This is a genomic window from Hylemonella sp. W303a (assembly GCF_046452315.1).
Taxonomy (GTDB): domain Bacteria; phylum Pseudomonadota; class Gammaproteobacteria; order Burkholderiales; family Burkholderiaceae_C; genus Hylemonella.
On record NZ_JBKFDG010000004.1, the window covers coordinates 236824 to 258707 of the forward strand.

General features: G+C 62.7%; 18 protein-coding genes and 1 pseudogene. 9 read left to right on the forward strand and 10 right to left on the reverse strand.

All coding sequences use genetic code 11. The annotated features are described in order from the left end of the window. Window positions 1–14 precede the first annotated feature (14 nt). Window positions 15–1535 (forward strand): sensor histidine kinase, encoded by a 1521-nt coding sequence (locus tag ACLBKS_RS09535; RefSeq protein ID WP_410192571.1) that lies wholly within the window; start codon window positions 15–17, stop codon window positions 1533–1535. A 21-nt stretch (window positions 1536–1556) separates the two neighbouring features. Here the strand turns inward: ACLBKS_RS09535 and ACLBKS_RS09540 are convergent, their stop codons facing one another. The 3 genes and pseudogenes from ACLBKS_RS09540 to ACLBKS_RS09550 form a co-directional block, all read right to left on the reverse strand. Continuing rightward, the gene (locus tag ACLBKS_RS09540) at window positions 1557–2294 is read right to left on the reverse strand and encodes an SPOR domain-containing protein (RefSeq protein ID WP_410192572.1); all 738 of its coding nucleotides are present in this window, start codon (window positions 2292–2294) and stop codon (window positions 1557–1559) included. A 50-nt stretch (window positions 2295–2344) separates the two neighbouring features. Continuing rightward, window positions 2345–3136 (reverse strand): biotin--[acetyl-CoA-carboxylase] ligase, encoded by a 792-nt coding sequence (locus ACLBKS_RS09545; protein WP_410192573.1) that lies wholly within the window; start codon window positions 3134–3136, stop codon window positions 2345–2347. A gap of 23 nt (window positions 3137–3159) precedes the next feature. After that, a pseudogene (locus ACLBKS_RS09550) lies at window positions 3160–3636 on the reverse strand (SET domain-containing protein); the annotation flags it as partial. Between the two features lie 99 nt (window positions 3637–3735). Between ACLBKS_RS09550 and ACLBKS_RS09555 the strand changes: the two are divergent. After that, the gene (locus tag ACLBKS_RS09555; protein WP_410192574.1) at window positions 3736–6669 is read left to right on the forward strand and encodes a DNA topoisomerase III; all 2934 of its coding nucleotides are present in this window, start codon (window positions 3736–3738) and stop codon (window positions 6667–6669) included. 24 nt (window positions 6670–6693) lie between these two features. Here ACLBKS_RS09555 and ACLBKS_RS09560 read toward each other — a convergent pair whose 3' ends face one another. The 4 genes from ACLBKS_RS09560 to tkt are packed head-to-tail and all read right to left on the reverse strand — an operon-like array spanning window position 6694 to window position 10794. Then, window positions 6694–7203 (reverse strand): lytic transglycosylase domain-containing protein, encoded by a 510-nt coding sequence (locus ACLBKS_RS09560; RefSeq protein WP_410192575.1) that lies wholly within the window; start codon window positions 7201–7203, stop codon window positions 6694–6696. A 13-nt stretch (window positions 7204–7216) separates the two neighbouring features. Further along, a complete protein-coding gene (gene gap, locus ACLBKS_RS09565) occupies window positions 7217–8218 on the reverse strand; it encodes a type I glyceraldehyde-3-phosphate dehydrogenase (protein WP_410192576.1) in 1002 nt (333 codons plus the stop codon). Between the two features lie 20 nt (window positions 8219–8238). Next, window positions 8239–8706 carry a hypothetical protein gene (locus ACLBKS_RS09570; protein ID WP_410192577.1) on the reverse strand — a complete coding sequence of 156 codons (468 nt, stop codon included), beginning with the start codon at window positions 8704–8706 and terminating at the stop codon, window positions 8239–8241. 57 nt (window positions 8707–8763) lie between these two features. Further along, window positions 8764–10794 carry a transketolase gene (tkt, locus tag ACLBKS_RS09575; protein ID WP_410192578.1) on the reverse strand — a complete coding sequence of 677 codons (2031 nt, stop codon included), beginning with the start codon at window positions 10792–10794 and terminating at the stop codon, window positions 8764–8766. 134 nt (window positions 10795–10928) lie between these two features. On the opposite strand from tkt, the gene ACLBKS_RS09580 reads away from it, so the two are divergent. The 7 genes from ACLBKS_RS09580 (at window position 10929) to ACLBKS_RS09610 (ending at window position 17353) form a co-directional block, all read left to right on the forward strand. After that, entirely contained in the window at window positions 10929–11732 is an 804-nt protein-coding gene (locus ACLBKS_RS09580) for a nucleotidyltransferase family protein (protein ID WP_410192579.1), read from the forward strand. Then, window positions 11729–13165 carry an aminopeptidase P N-terminal domain-containing protein gene (locus tag ACLBKS_RS09585; protein WP_410192580.1) on the forward strand — a complete coding sequence of 479 codons (1437 nt, stop codon included), beginning with the start codon at window positions 11729–11731 and terminating at the stop codon, window positions 13163–13165. Before ACLBKS_RS09580 ends, ACLBKS_RS09585 begins: the two co-directional genes overlap by 4 nt. 173 nt (window positions 13166–13338) lie before the next feature. Continuing rightward, a complete protein-coding gene (locus ACLBKS_RS09590) occupies window positions 13339–13602 on the forward strand; it encodes a DUF2061 domain-containing protein (RefSeq protein WP_410192581.1) in 264 nt (87 codons plus the stop codon). Between the two features lie 222 nt (window positions 13603–13824). Beyond that, window positions 13825–16131 carry an NADP-dependent malic enzyme gene (locus ACLBKS_RS09595; RefSeq protein WP_410192582.1) on the forward strand — a complete coding sequence of 769 codons (2307 nt, stop codon included), beginning with the start codon at window positions 13825–13827 and terminating at the stop codon, window positions 16129–16131. 179 nt (window positions 16132–16310) lie between these two features. Next, on the forward strand, window positions 16311–16718 hold the full coding sequence (locus tag ACLBKS_RS09600) for a ribonuclease domain-containing protein (protein WP_410192583.1): 408 nt from the start codon (window positions 16311–16313) through the stop codon (window positions 16716–16718). 30 nt (window positions 16719–16748) lie between these two features. Beyond that, complete coding sequence (locus tag ACLBKS_RS09605) at window positions 16749–17150, forward strand: barstar family protein (protein ID WP_039853722.1); 402 nt, start codon at window positions 16749–16751, stop codon at window positions 17148–17150. A 74-nt stretch (window positions 17151–17224) separates the two neighbouring features. Beyond that, window positions 17225–17353 (forward strand): hypothetical protein, encoded by a 129-nt coding sequence (locus tag ACLBKS_RS09610; protein WP_410192584.1) that lies wholly within the window; start codon window positions 17225–17227, stop codon window positions 17351–17353. Here ACLBKS_RS09610 and rsmA read toward each other — a convergent pair. From rsmA to ACLBKS_RS09625, 3 genes are read right to left on the reverse strand one after another with little or no spacing between them, the layout of a single operon-like run. Then, a complete protein-coding gene (gene rsmA, locus ACLBKS_RS09615) occupies window positions 17332–18096 on the reverse strand; it encodes a 16S rRNA (adenine(1518)-N(6)/adenine(1519)-N(6))-dimethyltransferase RsmA (RefSeq protein WP_410192585.1) in 765 nt (254 codons plus the stop codon). The two genes, ACLBKS_RS09610 and rsmA, sit on opposite strands and share 22 nt — an antisense overlap. A gap of 40 nt (window positions 18097–18136) precedes the next feature. After that, complete coding sequence (locus ACLBKS_RS09620; protein WP_410192586.1) at window positions 18137–19477, reverse strand: peptidylprolyl isomerase; 1341 nt, start codon at window positions 19475–19477, stop codon at window positions 18137–18139. A gap of 10 nt (window positions 19478–19487) precedes the next feature. Next, window positions 19488–21878 (reverse strand): LPS-assembly protein LptD, encoded by a 2391-nt coding sequence (locus ACLBKS_RS09625; protein ID WP_410192587.1) that lies wholly within the window; start codon window positions 21876–21878, stop codon window positions 19488–19490. Window positions 21879–21884: the final 6 nt, after the last annotated feature.

A 21884-nucleotide genomic window follows, 5' to 3' on the forward strand; every position in this document is an offset into this window, starting at 1 on the left:
TCCAACGCGGTTCCATGCCTTTCGGCAGAAAGCTCTTTCACCGGGAACAACGCTCGCTGTTCGGGGAGATCCTCGATTGGATGCTGACGCCACTGCTCATCCTCTGGCCAGTCAGCCTCATCCTCACATGGTTGGTGGCCCAGAACATCGCGGGCCGCCCCTTTGACCATGCCCTGGAGCTTCAGGTCCGCGCACTGGCGCAGCACCTGAGCCTCCAGAACCCCAATCCCCGCGGACAGACCCGCTTCGATCCGCCCATGCCCGCGCGCACCCTCTTGCACGCGGATGCCACGGACACTTTGCATTTCCAAGTTCTGGGTGCACAGGGTGAGTTTCTTTCGGGTGACCCTGATTTCCCGCCACCACCGGCCCTCGAAAGCCCGGAGGGCATTGCCCGCCCGGGTCTGGAACCGGGCGTCGTGCAGTTGCGCAATGACGAGTTCGAAGGCACGCCGGTGCGCATCGCCCACCTTTGGATTGCGCTTGCGCCCATCCCCTATACCGAGGGCGCGCCTGCCAAGGGATCATTGCTGGCGCTGGTCCAAGTCGCGGAGACCCTGGACAAGCGCTCCCTCTTGGCGGCCGAAATCATCAAAAGCGTGATGCTGCCGCAGTTTGCGATCCTGCCCCTGGCCGTGCTGCTGGTCTGGCTGGCGCTGGCGCAGGCCATCCGTCCCCTGGATCATCTGGCCAGTCACATCCGCGCACGGGCGCCCGAGGATCTGAGCCCCCTGGAGACACGGGCCGTGCCGCTGGAAGTGGCGCCCCTGGTGACTTCGATGAACGACTTGCTCACGCGGCTCAAGGAGTCGGTGGCCGCCCAAAAGCGCTTTCTGGCCGATGCCGCGCACCAGCTCAAGACCCCGCTGGCGGGCCTGCGCATGCAGGCGGATCTGGCACAGCGCCATGACGCCAGCCCGGAGAACCTTCGGCAATCGCTGCAGCAGATCGTGCGGGCCAGCACCAACGCCACCCACACCGTCAACCAGCTGCTGGCCCTGGCCCGGGCCGAGGGCAGCGGCGCTGCGCTTGCTCATCAGCGGTGTGACCTGGCACAAATCACCATGGAGGCCATGCGTGAAGTGGTGCCCTTGGCACTGGAAAAGCATCTGGACTTTGGCTACGACGGCCTCGCCCCAGGAACGCCCATTGCGCAGCTGGACGGCAACCCCACCTTGTTGAAGGAACTGGTGCGCAACCTGCTGGACAACGCGATCAAGTACACGCCCAGCACTGCGCAGCTGCCCGGTGTCATCACAGCCCGCGTCCTGTCCAACGCCGCAGGGCAGTTGATGCTGCAAGTCGAAGACTCCGGACAGGGCGTGCCGCAAGCGGAGCGAGGGCTGATCTTCCAGCCCTTCTACCGAGCCTTGGGCACGCAGGCCGATGGGTCGGGACTGGGCTTGTCCATCGCGCAAGAAATTGCGCGTCAGCACCAGGCACGCATCGAGGTCGAAGATCTGAACCCGAGCCTGGCGCAGCCTGGCGCCCGGTTCACGGTGCGCTTTGCGGGGGGAAAGGCCTCCTTGTCCTGAACCGACTGCAGCGCAAGCGGCTCAGGGTGAGCAGGTCGTCGACGCCTTGCCGTTGAGGGTGGGCAGAGATTGCAATGCGGCTTGGCCCGCGGCCGCTTGGGAGGCATCCGCGGCCTGCACGCGAACCCACGCCTGTCGGCGTTCGGGCCATTCCTGCACAACACGCGCGGTGCGAACGCCGCGCTTTTGCATCGCTTCGAGTTCGTCCTGGGCCTTGGCTTGGGTCTCGAAGCGCGCCAATGACAAGCCCGGCTGCAGCTCCGGGTTATCCAAGGTCTGCAAGCCGCGACGGGTGCGTGGCGAGAGCTGGGCGCGCTTGCGATCCAGTTCCGCCGTGTTGGCGTAACGGCCCATGTAGATGATCCAACGCGCGGGCGCCGTGACGCGCACATCCAAGGTCCAACTCCCTGCGGGAAGAGACTGCCCGAGTTGGCGGCGTACGGCCTCCAGCTGCGCGGCCTGGGTCACGTCCCACGGACCCGCCTGCCAGCACTGCGCGGTCGCGCGGGCTGATGATTCCTCCGCGACTTCGGGAGTCGGAGCGGTCGGAGCGGTCGGAGCGGCGACTTGCGGCACCGGAGCGGTAGGCAGGACCGGAGTGGACAGTATCCGTAAGGCCTCCGGTCGAACCTGCTGCGCAAGGCGCTCGGGTTCATGCTGTTCCACCGGCGCCCAGCCATAGGCGCGCAACATGCCTTGCGACCAGGCGAAATAGCCAGCGTTCAGCAGTATCAGCAAGAGAGCGACGACGCGCAGCATGCAAGCAAAAAGGAAGGGTATGAACGCAACCGTGAGCCTTGCGGCAGGACTCAGCCCGGCATCGGCCGCACACTGACTTCGGCGGAATCGATGGTTTTCAGGCCCGTGGAAGTATGCACCAGCAACGCGCCGCGCTCATCAACGCCTTGCGCCATCCCCTCGGTGCCATCGCTGAGCCTCACCGCGCGGCCAGTGAAGGCGTCGCGAGCCAGCCAGGATGCTCGCACGGGGGCGAAACCCTGTTCCTGAAACCTTAGCACCGTTCGCACCAGCGGCAGGGCGAGGCGCGAAAGCACAGCCGGCGCGTCCCATCCGGGGTTGATTTCGCGTGCCCAGGCCGGGGGAGTGCGCATGTCCGACGCGCCCTGGCTCACACGCTCGCTGATGTTCAGGCCCACGCCAATCACGGCGTACCGCAGGTCCAGCGCTTCGATCAGCACGCCAGCAAGCTTGCGGTCCTGCCACCACAGATCATTGGGCCACTTGAGTCGCACCTCTGGATGCAGGCTCTCAGCCAGGGACAGGCCCACGGCCAGCGACAGACCCGACCAGTCCTTGCGCTCCAAGGGCAGGCCCAAGGAGAACATGAGCAAATCGCCCGGTTGCACGCCGCTGTTCCAGGCCCGGCCCAGTCGGCCCCGGCCTGCGGTCTGTTGCTCAGCGACCAGCAGCACGGGCTCACGCTGGCCATCACGCGCACGGCGCATCAGCTCGCTGTTGCTGGAGTCGACTTGCGGCAACACCTCGACCGTGAAGCCTGGCAGCAGGGGAGCCACCTCTTCCCAGACTGCCTCGGCGGGCCAGCGCAGCGGCGGGGAGCCTGCCTTGTTTTTCAAGCTCACGCTGAGGGACAAATCGCGCCTCAGCGCTTGGGCGCCAGCAAGGTGCCTCGGCAATTCTTGCTGCCGCACCAGCAGGGGTACTCGGCCTTGAGCTTCTTGGTGTAAGGCTCGTCGATGATCAGGCCGTAGTCGTAGTTCAGCTCCTCGCCCGACTTGATCTTGCGCAGCGCCTTGATGAAGACACGGCCCTCATCGGTCTCGTCCGCTTCGCAGTTGGGGTTGCAGGAATGGTTGATCCAGCGCGAGGCATTGCCGCCCACCTTGGCGTCGATCACATGGTCTTCGTCGACGTGGAAATAGAAGGTGTGATTGGGGTCCTTCGGATCGTGCGGGTGACGGCGCAGCGCTTCCTTCCAGTTGATGATCTCGCCCACGTACTCGATGATGATCTCGCCCTTGGCGATGTCCTGCAGGGCGAACACGCCCTTGCCATGGACGCCGGAGCGCCGCACCTGGATACGACGGCCGGAAGCGGAGGAAGCGGCGGGAAGTTTGGACACGGCGGATTTTTTTGGTAAGGTGAACTCGTATGGGCGCGCGCGGGCGCGCCCGCGTAGGCGTGCGCACGCGTGTGCGTGCGCGAGACAGGGATTGTATTCATGAAGACTTTGGTCATTGCAGAGAAGCCATCGGTCGCGCAAGACATCGTGCGCGCCCTCACGCCCACGGCCGGCAAGTTCGAGAAGCACGACGAGCATTTCGAGAACGAGCAGTACGTGGTGACGAGTGCCGTGGGGCATCTGGTGGAAATCCAGGCCCCCGAGCAATACGACGTGAAGCGCGGCAAATGGAGCTTCGCCCACCTGCCCGTGATTCCGCCGCATTTCGAGCTCAAGCCCGTCGACAAAACCAAGACCCGCCTGAACGCCGTGGTCAAGCTGGCCAAACGCAAGGACGTGGACAAGCTGATCAATGCCTGTGACGCGGGCCGGGAGGGCGAGCTGATCTTCCGCTTGATCGAACAATATGCCTTCGGCAGCGAAGATGCCGCTGGCGCCCGCGCCAAGACGCAACGCAAGCCGGTCTCGCGACTGTGGCTGCAAAGCATGACGCCGCAAGCCATCCGCGATGGTTTCGAGCAGTTGCGCAGCGACAAACAGATGCTGCCCCTGGCCGACGCGGCACGCAGCCGCAGCGAAGCCGACTGGCTGGTGGGCATCAATGGCACGCGTGCCATGACCGCCTTCAATTCCCGCGACGGTGGTTTTTTCCTCACGACCGTGGGCCGCGTGCAGACGCCGACGTTGGCCGTGGTGGTGGAACGCGAGGAACAAATCCGCAAGTTCATCAGCCGCGACTACTGGGAAATCCACGCGACGTTCGGCGCGCAGGCCGGCGAGTACGCTGGCAAATGGTTCGACCCGAAGTGGAAGAAGAACGAGGAAGACCCCGAGAAAAAGGCCGATCGTCTCTGGAACGAGCGCGACGCGCGCGCGATCGCCGACGCCGTGCGCGGCCAGCCGGCCACCGTCACCGAGGAGAGCAAGCCCAGCACGCAGGCCTCGCCCATGCTGTTCGACCTGACCAGCCTGCAGCGCGAAGCCAACGGCAAGTTCGGCTACTCGGCCAAGACCACCTTGTCCTTGGCGCAAAGCCTGTACGAACGCCACAAGGCCTTGACCTACCCGCGGACGGACTCGCGCCATCTGCCTGAAGACTACCTGGCCGTCGCCAAGCAGACCTTCGAGATGCTGGCGGACTCCCACCTCAAGCATCTGGCACCGCATGCCGCGACAGCACTGAAGAACGGCTACGTCAAACCCAGCAAACGCATCTTCGACAACGCCAAGGTCAGCGATCACTTCGCCATCATTCCGACGCTTCAGGCACCGAGCGGCTTGAGCGAAGCCGAGCAGAAGCTCTACGACCTGGTGGCGCGGCGTTTCATGGCGGTGTTCTTCCCCAGCGCCGAATACCAAGTCACCACCCGCATCACGACCGCCGCCAGCCATCAGTTCAAGAGCGAAGGCAAGGTGCTGGTCAAGCCAGGCTGGCTGGCCATCTACGGCAAGGAAGCCGAGGACGAAACCGACGACAAGGACAAGGAGAACAGCAAGATCCTCGTCCCCGTCCAAGCCAACGAAAAGGTCAAGACCCAGGCCGCCGACGCCAAGGGACTGAAGACCCGCCCGCCAGCCCGCTACAGCGAAGCCACCCTGCTGAGCGCGATGGAAGGCGCCGGCAAGATGGTGGAGGACGATGAACTGCGCGAGGCCATGAGCGAGAAGGGCCTGGGTACGCCTGCCACGCGAGCCGCCATCATCGAAGGGCTGCTCAACGAAAAGTACATGCTGCGCGAGGGCCGTGAGCTGATCCCGACCGCCAAAGCCTTCCAGCTGATGACCTTGCTGCGTGGCCTGGGCGTGGAGGAGCTCTCCAAGCCCGCGCTGACGGGCGAATGGGAGTACAAGCTCTCGCAGATGGAGCGGGGCCAGCTCACGCGTGAGGCCTTCATGCGCGAGATCGCGGCCATGACCGAGCACATCGTCAAGAAGGCCAAGGAATACGACCGCGACACCGTGCCCGGCGACTACGCCACCCTGGCCACGCCCTGTCCGAACTGCGGTGGCGTGGTCAAGGAAAACTACCGTCGCTACGCCTGCGTGGGCAAGAAGGGCACGGGCGAAGACGCCTGCGGCTTCTCCTTCACCAAAATGCCCGCCGGCCGCGCCTTCGAACTGCCCGAAGTAGAGCAGTTCCTGCGCGACAAACGCATCGGCCCCCTGGAGGGATTCCGCTCCAAGGCGGGTTGGCCGTTCACCGCCGAGATCGCGCTGGTCTTCAACGAAGAAGAAAAGAACTGGAAACTGGAGTTCGACTTCGGTAACGAAGACGAGTCAGAGACCGGCGAGCTGGTCGACTTTTCCGGCAAGACCTCGCTGGGCGCCTGTCCCAAATGCGGCGGCGCGATCTATGAGCACGGCAAGAACTACGTGTGCGAAAAGTCCTTGCCCACGCCCGCGCAGGCCACGCCGAGTTGTGACTTCAAGAGTGGCCAAGTCATCTTGCAGCAGCCCATTGAGCGTGAGCAAATGATGAAGCTGCTCGCCACGGGCAAGACCGATCTGCTCGACAAGTTCGTCTCCATGCGCACGCGCCGTCCTTTCAAAGCCTATCTGGCCTGGAACGCCGAAGAGGGCAAGGTGAGTTTCGAGTTCGAGCCATCGAAGTTCCCGCGCAAGGCGGGGGCCACCACGGGTGCACGCGCGGGCGCAGCCGCCAAGTCGGGGGCTCCCGGCAAGACGGCGGCCAAGAAGGCGCCCGCCAAGAAAGCCGCCGCGAAGAAAACCACGGCCAGAAAGCAAAGCGCAGGTCTGACGCCCAGCGCCGAACTGGCCGCCGTGATCGGCAGCGAGCCGGTGGCTCGCACGGAAGTCATCAAGAAAATCTGGGACTACATCAAGGCCCAGGGCCTGCAAGATCCCAAGGACAAGCGCAGCGTGCTGGCGGATGCCAAGCTACAGCCCGTCTTTGGCAAGGACCGGGTGACCATGTTCGAGATCACCGGCCTGGTCGGCAAGCACCTCAGCTGAGGGGCTCGGGCCTGAACGCGTGGGTCAGCCCTTGAGGAGGGCGCGCACGCGAGCGTAATTGCGCTGCACCTTGGCGATGTAGCTGGCCCGCTTCGCGGGGCTGATGGCGTTGTAGGCGCCCACCGCCTTCCAGAGCGTGCCGTGCTGTTGGATCTTCTTGGACAGGATCCAGGCCCCGACGTAGATGTTGGTGCAGGCGCCCTTGAGCTTCTCGCGGTGGATGCCCATTTCGGCCAGCTGGGGTAGCCAGCGGGTGTTGATCTGCATCAGGCCGACGTCGTGCGTGCCATCGGCATTGGTCGGCCCGACCGCGTTCGGGTCAAAAGCCGACTCGGTCTTGGCGATGGCGATCAGCATGTGCTTGTCCACCCCGAAGCGCTCGGCCGCCGCCGTGAAGCAAGGGTCGAAAGGCGACCACGCATGACTGGCAGGGAAATCCGTCGGCGTGGGCGCAGCCTTGAGCTGGGCAGCCTGTTGCGCGCCAGCCGCGCCAGCGAGCGTGGTGGACAACAACAGGGACGCCCAGCCTTTCATGGTCACACTCCGTTTATTTCGCGACGACCACCCGGGCCATTTCCAAGCATTTGTTGGAATAGCCCCACTCATTGTCGTACCAGGATACGACTTTGATGAAGGTTTTGTCCAGGGCAATACCCGCATCGGCATCGAACACGGAAGTGCAGGTTTCGCCACGGAAATCGGTGGCGACCACTTTGTCCTCGGTGTAACCCAAAATGCCCTTGAGCGCGCCCTGGCTCTGGGCCTTCATCTCGGCCTTGATCTCGTCGTAGCTGGCATCTTTTTCCAACTCGACCGTCAGGTCAACGACCGACACATCGGACGTCGGCACGCGGAAGCTCATGCCCGTCAGCTTTTTGTTCAGCGCGGGAATGACCACGCCCACGGCCTTGGCGGCGCCGGTGCTGCTCGGAATGATGTTTTCCAGGATGCCGCGGCCGCCGCGCCAATCCTTGTTGCTCGGGCCGTCCACGGTCTTCTGCGTGGCGGTGGCAGCGTGCACCGTCGTCATCAAGCCGCGCTTGATGCCCCACTTGTCGTGCAGCACCTTGGCCACGGGTGCCAAGCAATTGGTGGTGCAGGAGGCGTTGGAAATGATGGCTTGGCCTGCGTAGGTCTTGTCGTTGACGCCGAACACGAACATGGGCGTGTCGTCCTTGCTCGGGGCCGAGATGATGACCTTCTTCGCGCCCGCAGCCAGGTGCTTGCCGGCGCTGTCTTTGTCCAGGAACAGGCCCGTGGACTCGATCACCACTTCGGCGCCCACCTCGCCCCACTTCAAGTTGCTGGGATCACGTTCCTGGGTGAGACGGATCTTGCGTCCATTGACGACGAGCTGGCCGCCTTCAATCGAAACCTCGCCCTTGAAGCGACCATGCACGCTGTCGTACTTCAGCATGTAGGCCAGGTAGTCGGGCTCCAGCAAGTCGTTGATGCCGACGATTTCAATGTCCTTGAAATTCTGCACGGCCGAGCGGAACACATTGCGGCCGATGCGGCCAAAACCGTTGATGCCTACTTTGATGGTCATGGTTACTCCTTAAAGTTGAATCAATCGCTCACGCGCGCCTTACGGGCAATGAGAAAAAAGGCGGCGCTTGACACAAGTACTAAGCCGGCCTGAAGGAAGCGTTCGTGAGCCGCTTGCCTGCGTTCAACCACCAATTCAGCATACGACCAGACCATTCGATCTCCCTGCTGAAGTTGCAGCACTTGCGCAAAGTCATTCCGTTCAACCCACAGCCTGACCCGCGTAGGCATGGCCGGGTCCATTGTGATTCGCGCCAAACGTACCAGCACTTGCGGGTTATCTGGGAAGGCGAAGCTACGCTCCTTTTGCTGCTCATCCAGTCCGACCAGCATGTAACGTGTACTACTACCGGTTCCTCGCCTTGTTGTCTCCTGCAAGAATTTCGTTGGCTGAATCTCGTGATATGCGAGCCTGTCCAGCGAAGGCGGTAATTGCGCGACCCCGGCCATGAGCAGAAATAGCACCAGCACAAGCGACAGCGTGCTCATCCAATACAGTGCATCTCGCGTCATTCCGGATACTTGCATGCGCGATTTCTAGCCGAATCAACTGCCCAACACGGCGCGCACCGTGTGCGCGACGTTCTCTGGCGTGAAGCCGAAATGCTTGAACAGCACCGGCGCGGGCGCCGATTCACCGTAGCTGTCGATGCCCACGACGGCCGAGCAGCCGTATTTCCACCAGCCCCCGGTGGCGCCCATTTCAACGGCGACACGCGGCAGGCCGGCGGGCAGAATGGCCTGCTTGTAGGCCACCTTCTGCCGGTCGAACACGGTGGTGCTGGGCATGGAGACCACGCGCACAGCGATCTTCTGTGCGGCCAGCAGTTCCTGGGCCTTGAGCGCCAGAGCGACCTCGGAACCGGTGGCGATGATGAGCGCCTGGGCTTTTTTCTTCAGGCCCACATGTTCAGGTTCCGACAGCACGTAAGCGCCGCGGCTGATGTCACCCAGGTCCCGCTTCGGGGCGTAAGCCAGGTTCTGGCGCGACAGCAGCAGCGCTGTGGGCCGCGTCTTGTTCTCCAGCGCCACCGCCCAGGCCACGGCGGTCTCCGCCGTGTCGGCAGGACGCCAGACGTCCAAGTTCGGGATCAAGCGCAGGCTGGCCGCGTGCTCGATGCTCTGGTGGGTGGGACCGTCCTCGCCCAGGCCGATGCTGTCGTGCGTGAACACATGCACCACGCGCTGCTTCATCAAGGCGGCCATGCGGATGGCATTGCGGCTGTAGTCGCTGAAGGTCAGGAAGGTGCCGCCATAGGGGATGTAGCCCCCGTGCAGCGCCACGCCATTCATGATGGCGGCCATGCCGAATTCACGCACGCCGTAGTTGATGTGGCGACCCACCTTGCCATCGGCCGACTTGACCACGGCACCCGTGCTGTCAAAGCGCAGGGCTGGGGTGTGGCTGGTGTTGGTGAGGTTGGAGCCAGTCAGGTCGGCGCTGCCACCCAGCAGTTCGGGCAGCGCGGCGGTGAAGGCCTCCAGCGCGATCTGCGACGCCTTGCGCGTGGCCACGGTGTCGGCCTTGCTGTGCGCGGCCACGGCGGCGTCCACGGCCACCTGGGCGAAAGCCTTGGGCAAGTCACCGGCCATGCGGCGCTTGAACTCAGCCGCGAGTTCAGGATGGGCGGCGGCATACGCGCTGAACTTGTCGTTCCAGGCGGCTTCGGCGGACTGGCCACGGTCCTTGGCGCCCCAATCGGCGTAGACCTCGGCCGGGATATCAAAGGGCGCGTGCGGCCACTCCAGCGCCTCGCGTGTCAGCTTGATTTCGTCCGCCCCCAGGGGCTCGCCATGCGCCTTGGCCGTGCCCGCTCGGTTAGGGCTGCCCTTGCCAATGCTGGTCTTGCAGATGATCAGCGAGGGGCGTTCGGTTTGCGTCTTGGCCTTGGCGATGGCTTCGACGACCGCCTGCGGATCATGGCCGTTGATGGGACCAATCACGTTCCAGCCATAGGCGACGAAGCGCAGCGAGGTGTTGTCCGAGAACCAGGGCTGCACCTGGCCATCAATGGAAATGCCGTTGTCGTCGTAGAGGGCGATCAGCTTGTTGAGCTTCCAGGCACCGGCGAGGGCGGCCGCTTCATGGCTGACACCTTCCATCAAGCAGCCATCGCCCAGGAAGACGTAGGTGTGATGGTCCACGATGGCATGGCCGTCGCGGTTGAATTCCGCTGCCAAAAGCTTCTCAGCCAGCGCCATGCCCACGGCGTTCGTCACACCTTGGCCCAGCGGGCCGGTGGTGGTTTCCACGCCAGGGGTGATGCCCACCTCGGGGTGTCCAGCGGTCTTGCTGTGCAACTGGCGGAAGTTCTTCAGTTCGCCGATGGGCAGGTCATAGCCCGTCAGATGCAGCAAGGCATAGATGAGCATCGAACCGTGACCATTGGACAGCACGAAGCGGTCACGGTCCGCCCAGTGCGGATTCTTGGGGTTGTGCTTGAGATGCTGGCCCCAGAGCGCGACGGCCATGTCGGCCATGCCCATGGGGGCGCCGGGATGTCCGGAATTGGCTTGTTGTACGGCGTCCATTGCCAGCGCACGGATTGCGTTGGCCATCTGTTGGGTGTTTGCCATGTTGGGGGCGACTCCGGAGAAATCAGCGCGTTGGTAGGGGCGGGGAAACCCGGCATTTTACCGGGCGTCCCGCCGCAAGCCCCGCGCGACCCGGCATGGGTCCATGTCGAGCCGCGCGTGCCAGAATGAAGCGCATGCCCGACTCCTCTTTTCCCGCGCAGGCCTTGATCCTGGCCGCCGGCCGCGGCGAGCGCATGCGCCCGCTGACCGACACCACGCCCAAACCCTTGCTTCAGGTCCGGGGACGCCCTTTGCTGCAATGGCATGTGGATGCGCTGGCCCAGAGCGGATGCACGAACTTGGTGATCAACACGGCCTGGTTGGGCGAGCAGATTCCTGCCCATTTCGGCGCCACGCCCCACGCCAGTGACGGCCAATTCTTGAACATCACTTACTCCGAGGAGGGCCGGGATTTCGGGGGCGCGCTGGAGACCGCTGGCGGCATCGTGCGCGCCTTGCCCCACCTGGCCGAGGTCTTCTGGGTCGTGGCTGGCGACGTGTACACACCGGGCTTCACCTTCAGCGCAGATGCACTGGCGCGGTTTGCCGCGAGTGGCAAATTGGCGCACCTCTGGTTGGTGCCCAACCCGCCTCATAACCCACGAGGAGATTTCGGGCTGGGTCCGGATGGTCTGGCCCTGAACATCCCTGCCCCACTTCGAGAGAAGCAGCGCGCTTACACCTACAGCACCATCGGCCTTTACCGGCGCGCATTTTTTACAGCGCCTTTTGTCCAGTCCGTGAGTGCCATCCCACCAGGGAATCCGGGAGGCGTCAAAGCCCCACTGGCACCGATGCTGCGCGCGGCGATGGACAATGCCACCGTGAGCGCTGAGCTGTACACGGGGCCTTGGACCGACGTCGGCACACCCGAACGCTTGCGCGAGCTCAACGCCACGCACCCCGAGGCCCACACCACCGAGACGCCATCGCCATGAACGCTCCGCTGAAGAACCCTGCCTGGTTGACGCCCGCCCCCATCGCGCTCTACGCGCAACGCCGCGCGCGGCTGGCGGCGCAAATGACGGAGTTGGGAGGACCGGACGCCATCGCCATCATCCCCACAGCGCCGGAGCGCATGCGTAACCGCGACAGCGATTACCTGTTCCGCTTTGACAGTTACTTTCACTACCTCAGCGGCTTCACGGAGCCAAACGCCTGGCTGCTCATCGATGGCAAGGGTCACACCACCCTGTTCTGCCAACCCAAAGACTTGGAGCGCGAAATCTGGGACGGCATCCGCCTCGGCCCGGAGGCGGCTCCGCTGGCGCTAGGCGTGGACGCGGCCTATTCGGTGTCCGAACTGGAGCAGCGACTGCCCAAGCTGCTTGAGAACCAAGCCACGGTTTGGTACCCCTTTGCCACGCACGCCGGACTGGAAGCCCGCGTCGACGGCTGGCTCAAGACCGTGCGCACCCGGGTGCGTTACGGCGCGCTCTGCCCCGAGGCTCAGCGTGACCTCTGCGCGCTGCTCGACGAAATGCGATTGATCAAGGACGAGTACGAGCAAGACGTGATGCGCCGCGCTTCGGCCATCAGCGCCCGTGCGCACATCCGCGCCATGCAACTGTCCGCACGCATGCTGCGGGGGGGCAAGGACGTGCGCGAATACCACCTGGACGCCGAACTGCTGCACGAATTCCGCCTTGGCGGCTCGCAGTACCCGGCCTATGGTTCCATCGTCGCCGCTGGAGCGAATGCTTGCGTGCTGCACTACCGCGCCGATGCCGCGCCCGTGCGGGACGGCGACCTGGTGCTGATCGACGCAGGCTGTGAACTGGATGGCTATGCCAGCGACATCACGCGCACCTTCCCTGCCAATGGCAAATTCAGCGGACCTCAGCGCGCGCTGTACGAGCTGGTGCTGGACTCGCAGGACGCGGCCGTGGCGGCGACCCAAGCGGGTGCACGCTTCAACGACCCGCACGACGCGGTGGTGCGCGTGTTGTCGCAAGGCCTGCTGGACCTGGGCTTGCTGGACAAGAACAAGACCGGTTCCGTGGACGACGTCATTGCCAACCGGGGCTACTTCCGCTTTTACATGCACCGCACGAGCCATTGGCTGGGCATGGACGTGCATGATTGCGGCAGTTATGTCGAGCCTTCCGAGCGGGGGCGCACGAGCGAACGCAAAGACGCGCTGTCGGGCGAGACCATCAAGGACCGGCCGAGCCGCATCCTGCGCCCCGGCATGTGCCTGACCCTGGAGCCCGGCTTGTACGTGCGCCCCGCCGAGGACGTGCCGGAGTCTTTCTGGAATCTCGGCATCCGCATCGAGGACGACGCCTTGGTCACCGACAACGGCTGCGAGCTGATCACTCGGGGCGTGCCAGTCAAAGCCGACGAAATTGAGTCCCTGATGCGGGCCTGAACACCGGCCCATTTGCCCGGACCCCGTACGAGCTTGGCTCGGTGGCGCCCCCACTGGGTTCGGTCCCGGAGTCTTTCATTGCTATTGTCTGTTTAGGCAAAAGCAATCCTTCGCCACATCATGATTGACTATCATTGACGACACTTTGATAGTTGATATTCATGAGGTGAGTCATGACCCGCTTTGCCCGCGCCAATTTGCCCGTACTGAAGAAAACCGCCAGCTACTACGTGATGCACATCGTCGTGGCCGCAGGGGTGGCATACGCCGTGACCGGCAATCTGCTCATGGCCTTCACTCTGAGTCTGCTGGAACCCACGGTTCAGGCCGTGGCCTTCTTCTTTCATGAAAAGGCCTGGGAACGTCGGCTTCGTCGGCAAAATGACGCGATTCCCCCGCTTTCGGCAAGCTCCTTGGCTCCCACGCCTGTGCGCTGAAGTGCCTTAGCGCAATGCCGCGTTAGTACGGCGTTATCCTGACGTTCCCCTTCTGCCTGCGGCATTCGCGCCACAACTTTTCAGCCTGCTCGGTGGCGGGGCATACAATCCAACTCCCCCAAAAAGAGCAAACCGCTTTTGTCCGGGCGCCCACAGTGCATAGGGATGCATCATGCGGTCGCATCATCCACGGGCAATTGATTTGCTGCAGGAGATTCCTTGATGTCCAGCACCCCGTCGTCCAACGACAAACGCGAGCAAATCCGCCGCGCCGCCCTTGAGTACCACCAGTTTCCGGTCCCCGGCAAGATCGCCATCGCGGCCACCAAGCAGCTGATCAACCAGCATGACCTGGCGCTGGCCTACACCCCTGGCGTCGCCGCACCCTGCGAGGAAATCGCCAAGGATCCCGACGCCTCCTACAAGTACACCTCCCGCGGTAACCTGGTGGGCGTGATCACCAACGGCACGGCGGTGCTGGGCCTGGGCGACATCGGTCCGCTGGCCGGTAAGCCGGTCATGGAAGGCAAGGGCGTGCTGTTCAAGAAATTCGCCGGCATCGATGTGTTCGACATCGAGATCGACGAGAAGAAGGACCTCGACAAGCTGGTGGACATCATCGCCGCCTTGGAGCCCACCTTCGGCGGCATCAACCTCGAAGACATCAAGGCGCCGGACTGCTTCTACGTCGAACGCAAGCTGCGCGAGCGCATGAAGATCCCGGTCTTCCATGATGACCAGCACGGCACGGCCATCGTGGTAGCGGCGGCCCTGATCAATGGCCTCAAGGTAGCCAACAAAGAACTGAAGAACGTCAAGCTCGTCACCTCTGGCGCCGGCGCCGCGGCATTGGCCAGCCTGAAGCTGCTGGTCAAGATGGGGCTGCCCAAGAAGAACATCTGGGTGACCGACATCGCGGGGGTGGTCTACGAAGGCCGCACCGAGTTGATGGACGAGGACAAGCGTGAGTTCGCCCAAAAGACAGATGCGCGCAAGCTCGGCGACGTGATCGCCGACGCGGACATCTTCCTGGGTCTGTCCGCAGGGGGCGTGCTCAAGCAGGACATGGTGAAGAAGATGGCGGCCAATCCCATCATCGCCGCCCTGGCCAACCCCACGCCCGAAATCACGCCCGAGGAAGTGAAGGCGGTGCGCGACGACGTGATCATGTGCACGGGTCGCACCGATTACCCGAACCAGATCAACAACGTCTTGTGCTTCCCCTACATCTTTCGGGGCGCGCTGGACTGCGGCGCCTCCACCATCACCGATGAGATGGAAATCGCCGCCGTGCACGCGATGGCCAAGTTGGCGCAAGCTGAACAGAGCGAAGTGGTCGCCGCCGCCTACGTGGGCGAACCCCTGATCTTTGGCCGCGAGTACTTGATCCCCAAGCCCTTTGACCCGCGCCTGATGATCGAGATCGCGCCCGCGGTCGCGCAGGCTGCGATGGACGGTGGTGTGGCTCGTCGTCCGATCGCGGACATGGACGCCTACCGCGAGAAGTTGCAGGCCTATGTCTACGCCTCGGGCACGACGATGAAGCCCATCTTCACCGCCGCCAAGGCCGCCAGCAAGAAGCGCATCGCTTACGCCGAGGGCGAGGAAGAGCGCGTGCTGCGCGCGGCTCAGATCGTGGTGGACGAGGGACTGGCTCGCCCCACCTTGATCGGTCGCCCGGCCATCATCGCCCAGCGCGTCGAGAAATTCGGTCTGCGCCTGAAAGAGGGACAGGACTACGACGTGGTCGACACCGAATACGACGAGCGTTACCGCGACTTCTGGCAGACCTACCACCGCATGACCGAACGCAAGGGCGTGACGGTGCCGATCGCCAAGATCGAGATGCGCCGCCGCTTGGCGTTGATCGGCGCCATGCTGCTGCACAAGGGCCATGTGGACGGGATGATCTGCGGCACCTGGGGCAACACGGCGATGCACCTTCAGTACATTGACCAGGTCATCGGCAAGCGGGCGGGCGTCAACACTTATGCGGCCATGAATGGGCTGCTGCTGCCGGACCGCCAGCTGTTCATCGTGGACACCCACATCAACTACGACCCCAGCGCCGAACAAATCGCGGAAATCACCATGATGGCGGCCACCGAGATGCAGCGCTTTGGCCTGCATCCCAAGGCGGCCTTGCTTTCCCACTCGAACTTTGGCCAGAGCTCGCAACCTAGCGCCGTCAAGATGCGCCAAGCACTGGAACTGCTGCGGGGGCAAGCGCCCTGGCTGGAAGTCGATGGCGAAATGCACGGTGACGTCGCGCTGGACGCCGACATGCGCAAGGTCATCATGCCCAACAGCACCCTCACGGGACAGGCCAATCTGCTGGTGCTGCCCAATCTGGACGCGGCCAACATCGCCTACAACCTGCTCAAGACTGCGGCAGGTGGTGGCATCGCGATCGGCCCCATGCTGCTGGGTGCCGCTCAACCGGTGAATATCCTGACGCCCAGCACCACCGTGCGCCGCATCGTCAACATGACGGCCCTGACGGTGGCCGACGCCAACGCGACGCGCTGATCGTTCATCTCTGGGCGAGAGCGCGTGGGGCTAGGACAGCCCAGCTCGCCGAACAGTGCGTAATCCCCTAGGGGCCTGCCTAATGTTTAGGCAGGCCCTTGCTTTTTTCACCCAGATCAGCGACACTTTCGGGCTTGGAATCTTCCGGGTGAGCCCGGTCGTCATAACAGCTTAGTCTTATGTTGCGCGGCCTCGTCAGCAAGTTGGTGCTTACTGGCTTGTTGTCTTGGCTGGTTTGCCTGCCCCTCGGTGCCGAGGCTCCTCCTCCTCGTGCCGCGAGCTCCGCCAAGGCTACTTCGGCCCTCGTTTCGTTGGCTGATTTGCCGCCGCAAGGCGCTGAAACCTACCGCCTGATTCTCAAAGGCGGGCCGTTTCCGTACGAGAAAGATGGCACGGTGTTTGGCAATCGAGAGCGTTTGCTCCCGCTCCATCCGCGTGGCTACTACCGCGAATACACCGTTCCAACGCCGGGCCTGTCCCATCGTGGCAAACGACGTATTGTCTGCGGCGGCACTGTCCGTCAGAAACCAGACGCCTGTTATTACACCGCAGACCACTACGCCAGTTTCCGCCGGATCGCGCCGTAAAACGTTTTTCAACAAGAAAGTGAAGCGGAGATGGATACGCCACTTCGTACCGTTAGAACCAACATCGTCCAGTCGATCCGCGCCTTCCGGGTGCCGGATTTGCAAGAGGCAGCTCAGGCCCTTGGGCACCATTTCCTGTATGCGAACCTCGCGCAAGCGCAATCCAAGCAAGATGTGCTGGATTTGATCGCCCAGCAGTTCATCCTGCCCACCCATGTCGGCAAGAACTTCGACGCGCTGTATGACGTGCTGACGGATCCGCTGCACAAGTCCGGCCCACAGCCTGGCTTCATCGCCGTGCTGGAGCACATTCCGGCCAACGCCAAGTTCGACAAGGAAGCTCGCGAGCAGCTTCTGGACATCTTCCGTGACGCCGCCGACTATTGGGGCGATCGGAAGGTGCCGTTCCGGTGTTTCTATTCTTTTCTGTAGCCCGTTCTGCGCAAAGCAACAGCCAAGCGGAACGGGCGAACGAGGCTGAAAACGGCGGCGAGCAATCACAGCTCATGACCACCGAGACCGTGGACGATGACAGCGGCGAGAAAATGCCGACCGACAAGCTGGTGGACGTCTCGCCCCTGGCGCTGCGCATGAGCAGCCCATTCAACGCGAGTTACTGGCAGGCTGCGGCCTGAGCCAAGGCCAAGTACTCGGACACCGGGACCTCCTCCGCACGGCGTTGCAGATCAAATGTGTCTGCAACGCCTTTTTCTTCGAGCCAGCGCCCGAGCGTGTGGCGCAGCAGTTTGCGCCGCTGGCTGAAAGCCACCTGGATCATTTCCTCCAGCAGTCTGGCATCCAGCACAACCGGCGCGGAACGCGGTACCATTCGAACCACGGCGCTGTCGACCCGTGGGGGAGGATCGAAACTCTCTGGCGGGACGAAAAGGACGTCCTCCATCTCATAACGCCACTGAAGCATGACGCTGAGCCGACCGTAATCTGCCGTCGAGGGCGCCGCCACCATCCGGTCAACGACTTCCTTCTGTAGCATGAAGTGCTGATCCACCACCGCGTCGACATGTGCGAGCAGGTGGAACAGGATGGGGGTCGAGATGTTGTAGGGCAAGTTGCCCACCACCCGCAGCTTTTGTCGGGCCAATGCAGCGAGCGCCGAGAAATCCACCTTGAGCACGTCAGACTCGATGACTTCAAGCTGAGTGTGTTTGCGCAAACGCGCGGCGAGATCGCGATCCAGTTCGATGACCGTCAGGCGACCCAATCGCTCGACCAAAGGCTGCGTCATGGCCGCCAAGCCGGGCCCGATTTCCACCATGCATTGCCCGGGTTCAGGCCCGATGGCGCGCACGATGCCGTCGATGATCGCCTCGTCCGCGAGAAAGTGCTGACCGAAGCGTTTACGCGGTATGTGCTTCATCGGCACACATCCACCGCCACACCTGGCCAGAACGCCTTGTTCATTGCGGTGCCTCGCGCAGTTCCACGTAGGCACGGGCGCGGGTGTCGCGAACCCAGTTGTCATACGCCTCCGCCATCTTGCGCTCGCGAAGCATGTTGCGGACCAGTTCGCGCTGCTCGCGCTCGTTCAGTGTGGCTTGTCGCCGCTCCAGCAGTTGAATCAGGTGCACGCCAAAACGCGAAATCAGCGGCTCACTGATCTGACCCGGAGCGAGTTGGTTCATGACGTTCTCGAATTCGGGAACGAACATGCCTGGATTGGCCCAGCCCAGATCCCCACCCTGCACCGCGCTGCCATCCTGGGAGTTTTGTCGCGCCAAGGTGGCGAAGTCTGTATCGCCGGACTGGATGCGTCGGCGGAAATCATTCAGCTTGTCACGCGCCTGAGCCTCGCTCAGTTGCGCACTGGGAATCAACAGAATGTGTCGGGCTCGGCTTTGAGTCACGGTCTGCGGCGGCGGCGCGGGTTGGCGGCGTTCGATCAGCTTCAGCACATGGAAGCCCGCACCGGAGCGGACAGGCTCACTGATCTCGCCAACCGCCAGCATGCGCACGGCATTCGTGAAGAGGGCTGGATATCGATCGCCAGCGCGTAAACCGAGCTGGCCGCCATTGGCGCGGTCTGATGCGTCTGAAAGCTCCCGCGCCAAGGCGCCGAAATCGATACCTTTTTCGCGAGCGCGCCGCGCGATCTGCTCGGCTTTACGCAGTAACTCCATCTGGACAGGTTCGCTGGCATCTTCCGGAACAGCAACGAGGATGTGAGCGATGTGGATGAGCTGGCTGGCGGGATTGCTGTTGCGCTGCTGTTGCTCCGTCAGGTATTGCTCGACATCCGCATCGCTGACTCGCACACGGGCATCGACCTCGCGCTCTCTGAGCCGGGTTAGAAGGAGTTGATCCTTGAGCCGGGCCCGCAGTACCTGCGGGGTCATCCCATCCTGCTGCTGCACCTGCTGGCGCAACTGAGCCACACTCATCTGATTCTGGCGCGCCACATTCTGCTCAGCCTGGTCTACGGAAGGCTCGTCGATTTTCAGCCCCATCTCGCGCGCGAGCTGGAGTTGGGCCCGTTCGTTGATGAGTTGATCCAAGACTTGCCGGCGCAATGCTTGACCGTCAGGCGCAGGCCTACGTTGAGCGGCAAACTGGCGCAGTGCGCGTGCAACTTCCGCGTTCACCTGCGCGTTGGTGATCGGTTCCGAGTTGACCACAGCCACGATGTAATCAGCGGAGCGCACACTGAGGGGCGTGGCCGTGCCTTGCGCATGCGCAACCCCGAGCAAGGCGAGGAACATGGCCGCGTACACAGCGCGGCCAGCAGCGGAGGGGAGGGTCATGGTCTTCGAATCACTCGTAATTGCTGAACCGGCTTGGCGAGGTGGTTTGCTCGCGCAGCAGCTGATAGCGCGGGATGTTCTTCTGCAAGGTTTGCAAGGGGTCAACACCCACGCGAGCGAAACCCACCAGTTCCAGTTGGAACATGACGCGCTGGTTAACCGTGGTCAAACCGGTTTGCAGGCGTTCGAATACGACACGTCCCAACCAGCAGCCGGCATCATATTCAAAGCCCATGGTCGTATCGACCAGCTTGCGGTCCGTTTGGCTGTAGTTGAGTCGCCCAACGCTGTACCAGCGCCCCGCGCCCTGACCACGCCCCGGCCCGAGGTCCTCGCCCCAATCACGCCAGAGGTCATTGATGGGCCACTGCCAGCCGAGATCAATCAACTCGCTGTCTTCACTGGTTTCGCTCTGTGCACGCTGAAACCGATAGGCCAGATTCACGACTCGGTAAGGACTGGGGTTGTAGCGCACGCTGAAGGTGCTGCGCTCGGACTCACCCAGACGGTCGTTCCACTGCACCGCCGAGTCGACATGCCAACGCGGGTCAATATTGAGCTCGGCTCCCAGCAAGATGTCACTCAGCCCCTCGGGAGAGGCTGTGCCTCCTGGGAGCGTGACGCGTTGGTCTTCAAAGCGCAAGCGCTGGGCGACGCCCAAGTGCAAGGTCTCAGCACCCCTTTCGGCGTCGAAAAGACGCGTCGAAAGACCGACGGTCAGCAGATTGTTATCTGCGATGCGGTCATTGCCCATGTAGGTGTTTTCGCTGTAGATGCTGGTGAGGCTGAAGTCCTGGGCAGCGGAGTCGTAATTGGGCAAATACCCCTGCTCTACAAACGGGGTTCGCGTGTAAAAAAGACGAGGCTCCAAGGTTTGCCGGTAAGCAGAACCGAAATAACTCGCCTCGCGCTCAAACACCAGGCCTGCGTCCAGGCTGTAAGTGGGCACAGTCCGGGTGGCACTGGTTGCATCCGAACTCAAACCATTCAGGGAACCTGAATAACTGCTGAGATCAATCGCCTGCTCGAACTGGTAGCTTGTCGCATGGATGGAGGCCTTGGGAATGACGAAACCCGCAGCGCCACGAAATGGATAACTGAGAGAACCACGCCACACCGTTCTGTCCGCGTTGACACGGTCCGTCGTGCTTTGACTCGCCAACGCCAGTTCATCGACCGTGAACTGGGTGTAGTTGCCGTCCAGACTGATGTCAAAACCGCCCAAATTCGGTTCGACGTAACGCGCTATCAACTGCTGCTGGTCATACGGCGGCACGATGGGCGCATCGGACACCTGCAAGGTCTGCCAACGCAGTACGCGGGCTGTCGCCGAGTACGGCCCTTGCCCCCAGTTAACGCTGACATCGGCGGGTAAAAGGCGCTGAGTCAAGGAATTGCTGGCTCTCGGAAAGTCTCGCCAGTAGTTGTCGTCACTCACGCGCGAGATGTTCAGGTTCAAGCCCAGTGAACCATAGGAACCGGAAACGCCACCCCTGTGCTCCAAGTAGTAGCCTTCTCGATCCATCTCGCGCAGCTTGTCGTCGGGCATGTAGTCCACGCGCAGACGTCCGTTGTAGCCCGGCTCCAAATAGCGGAACTCGCCGCCATAGTTAACGCCTCGCTGGCTCATCCAGGTCGGGTAAATGGTCGCGTCGCGGTTGGGCGCGATGTTCAGGTAATACGGCAGCGTGATTTCAGTCCCGCTGACATTGTCGACCCCGTAGACTGGGGTGAGCATCCCTGAGCGACGCTCGCCGCTCAGCGGAAAGGTCATGCTGGGCAAACCCAGCACAGGAACATTCTGGAAGCGCAGGGTCGTGTCCTCGGCCTCAGCCACCCCTTCCTCGCTGTCCAGGTGCAGTGTGGTGGCGCGCAAGAACCATGCGGGCACCCAGTCAGGCCCGCCTTCCTTGCGGCAAGTGGTGAAGGTGGCGTTTTGCACCACGGAACGGGTGTCGTCCAAAAAATCAATGCGTTCCGCGTCGCCATGGGCATCGGCGGGAAGCAAATAAAAGCGGGCATTCGTGAACGAACCTTCGAACGCGTCAACGCGCAAATCCAGGGTTTCGCCCTCAAAAACATTACCGGCCTGGTTGACGCGAACCGAGCCGCGCGCATGCGCGGTATCGGTGGCTTGGTCATACTCCAATTTCTGGGCGCGCAACACCATATCGGCTCGCCTGAACTCGACGTCGTCCTCGGCCAACAGACTGATGCCTGTTTCGGACTCCATGCGTTGCCCCTCCACAAACGATGGCGCCTGCGCCCTTTGCTGCGCCGTCAGACGGTCTTGCAGCAAGGGGCTGACCTTCAATTTCAATTCGGCATCGGCCGCACCGCCCATCAGCAAGCAGAGCAGAGCGAGCAAAGAGCGCGTGATGGGAGGGTCAGAGCGAAACAAGACGGA

Excerpts from the sequence above, each read along its gene's own strand:
- ACLBKS_RS09535 (WP_410192571.1), top strand. The coding sequence starts at position 15 with ATGCCTTTCGGCAGAAAGCTCTTTCACCGGGAACAACGCTCGCTGTTC.
- ACLBKS_RS09540 (WP_410192572.1), bottom strand. The coding sequence starts at position 2,294 with ATGCTGCGCGTCGTCGCTCTCTTGCTGATACTGCTGAACGCTGGCTAT.
- ACLBKS_RS09555 (WP_410192574.1), top strand. The coding sequence starts at position 3,736 with ATGAAGACTTTGGTCATTGCAGAGAAGCCATCGGTCGCGCAAGACATC.
- ACLBKS_RS09560 (WP_410192575.1), bottom strand. The coding sequence starts at position 7,203 with ATGAAAGGCTGGGCGTCCCTGTTGTTGTCCACCACGCTCGCTGGCGCG.
- gap (WP_410192576.1), bottom strand. The coding sequence starts at position 8,218 with ATGACCATCAAAGTAGGCATCAACGGTTTTGGCCGCATCGGCCGCAAT.
- ACLBKS_RS09570 (WP_410192577.1), bottom strand. The coding sequence starts at position 8,706 with ATGAGCACGCTGTCGCTTGTGCTGGTGCTATTTCTGCTCATGGCCGGG.
- tkt (WP_410192578.1), bottom strand. The coding sequence starts at position 10,794 with ATGGCAAACACCCAACAGATGGCCAACGCAATCCGTGCGCTGGCAATG.
- ACLBKS_RS09580 (WP_410192579.1), top strand. The coding sequence starts at position 10,929 with ATGCCCGACTCCTCTTTTCCCGCGCAGGCCTTGATCCTGGCCGCCGGC.
- ACLBKS_RS09585 (WP_410192580.1), top strand. The coding sequence starts at position 11,729 with ATGAACGCTCCGCTGAAGAACCCTGCCTGGTTGACGCCCGCCCCCATC.
- ACLBKS_RS09590 (WP_410192581.1), top strand. The coding sequence starts at position 13,339 with ATGACCCGCTTTGCCCGCGCCAATTTGCCCGTACTGAAGAAAACCGCC.
- ACLBKS_RS09595 (WP_410192582.1), top strand. The coding sequence starts at position 13,825 with ATGTCCAGCACCCCGTCGTCCAACGACAAACGCGAGCAAATCCGCCGC.
- ACLBKS_RS09600 (WP_410192583.1), top strand. The coding sequence starts at position 16,311 with ATGTTGCGCGGCCTCGTCAGCAAGTTGGTGCTTACTGGCTTGTTGTCT.
- ACLBKS_RS09605 (WP_039853722.1), top strand. The coding sequence starts at position 16,749 with ATGGATACGCCACTTCGTACCGTTAGAACCAACATCGTCCAGTCGATC.
- ACLBKS_RS09610 (WP_410192584.1), top strand. The coding sequence starts at position 17,225 with ATGACCACCGAGACCGTGGACGATGACAGCGGCGAGAAAATGCCGACC.
- rsmA (WP_410192585.1), bottom strand. The coding sequence starts at position 18,096 with ATGAAGCACATACCGCGTAAACGCTTCGGTCAGCACTTTCTCGCGGAC.
- ACLBKS_RS09620 (WP_410192586.1), bottom strand. The coding sequence starts at position 19,477 with ATGACCCTCCCCTCCGCTGCTGGCCGCGCTGTGTACGCGGCCATGTTC.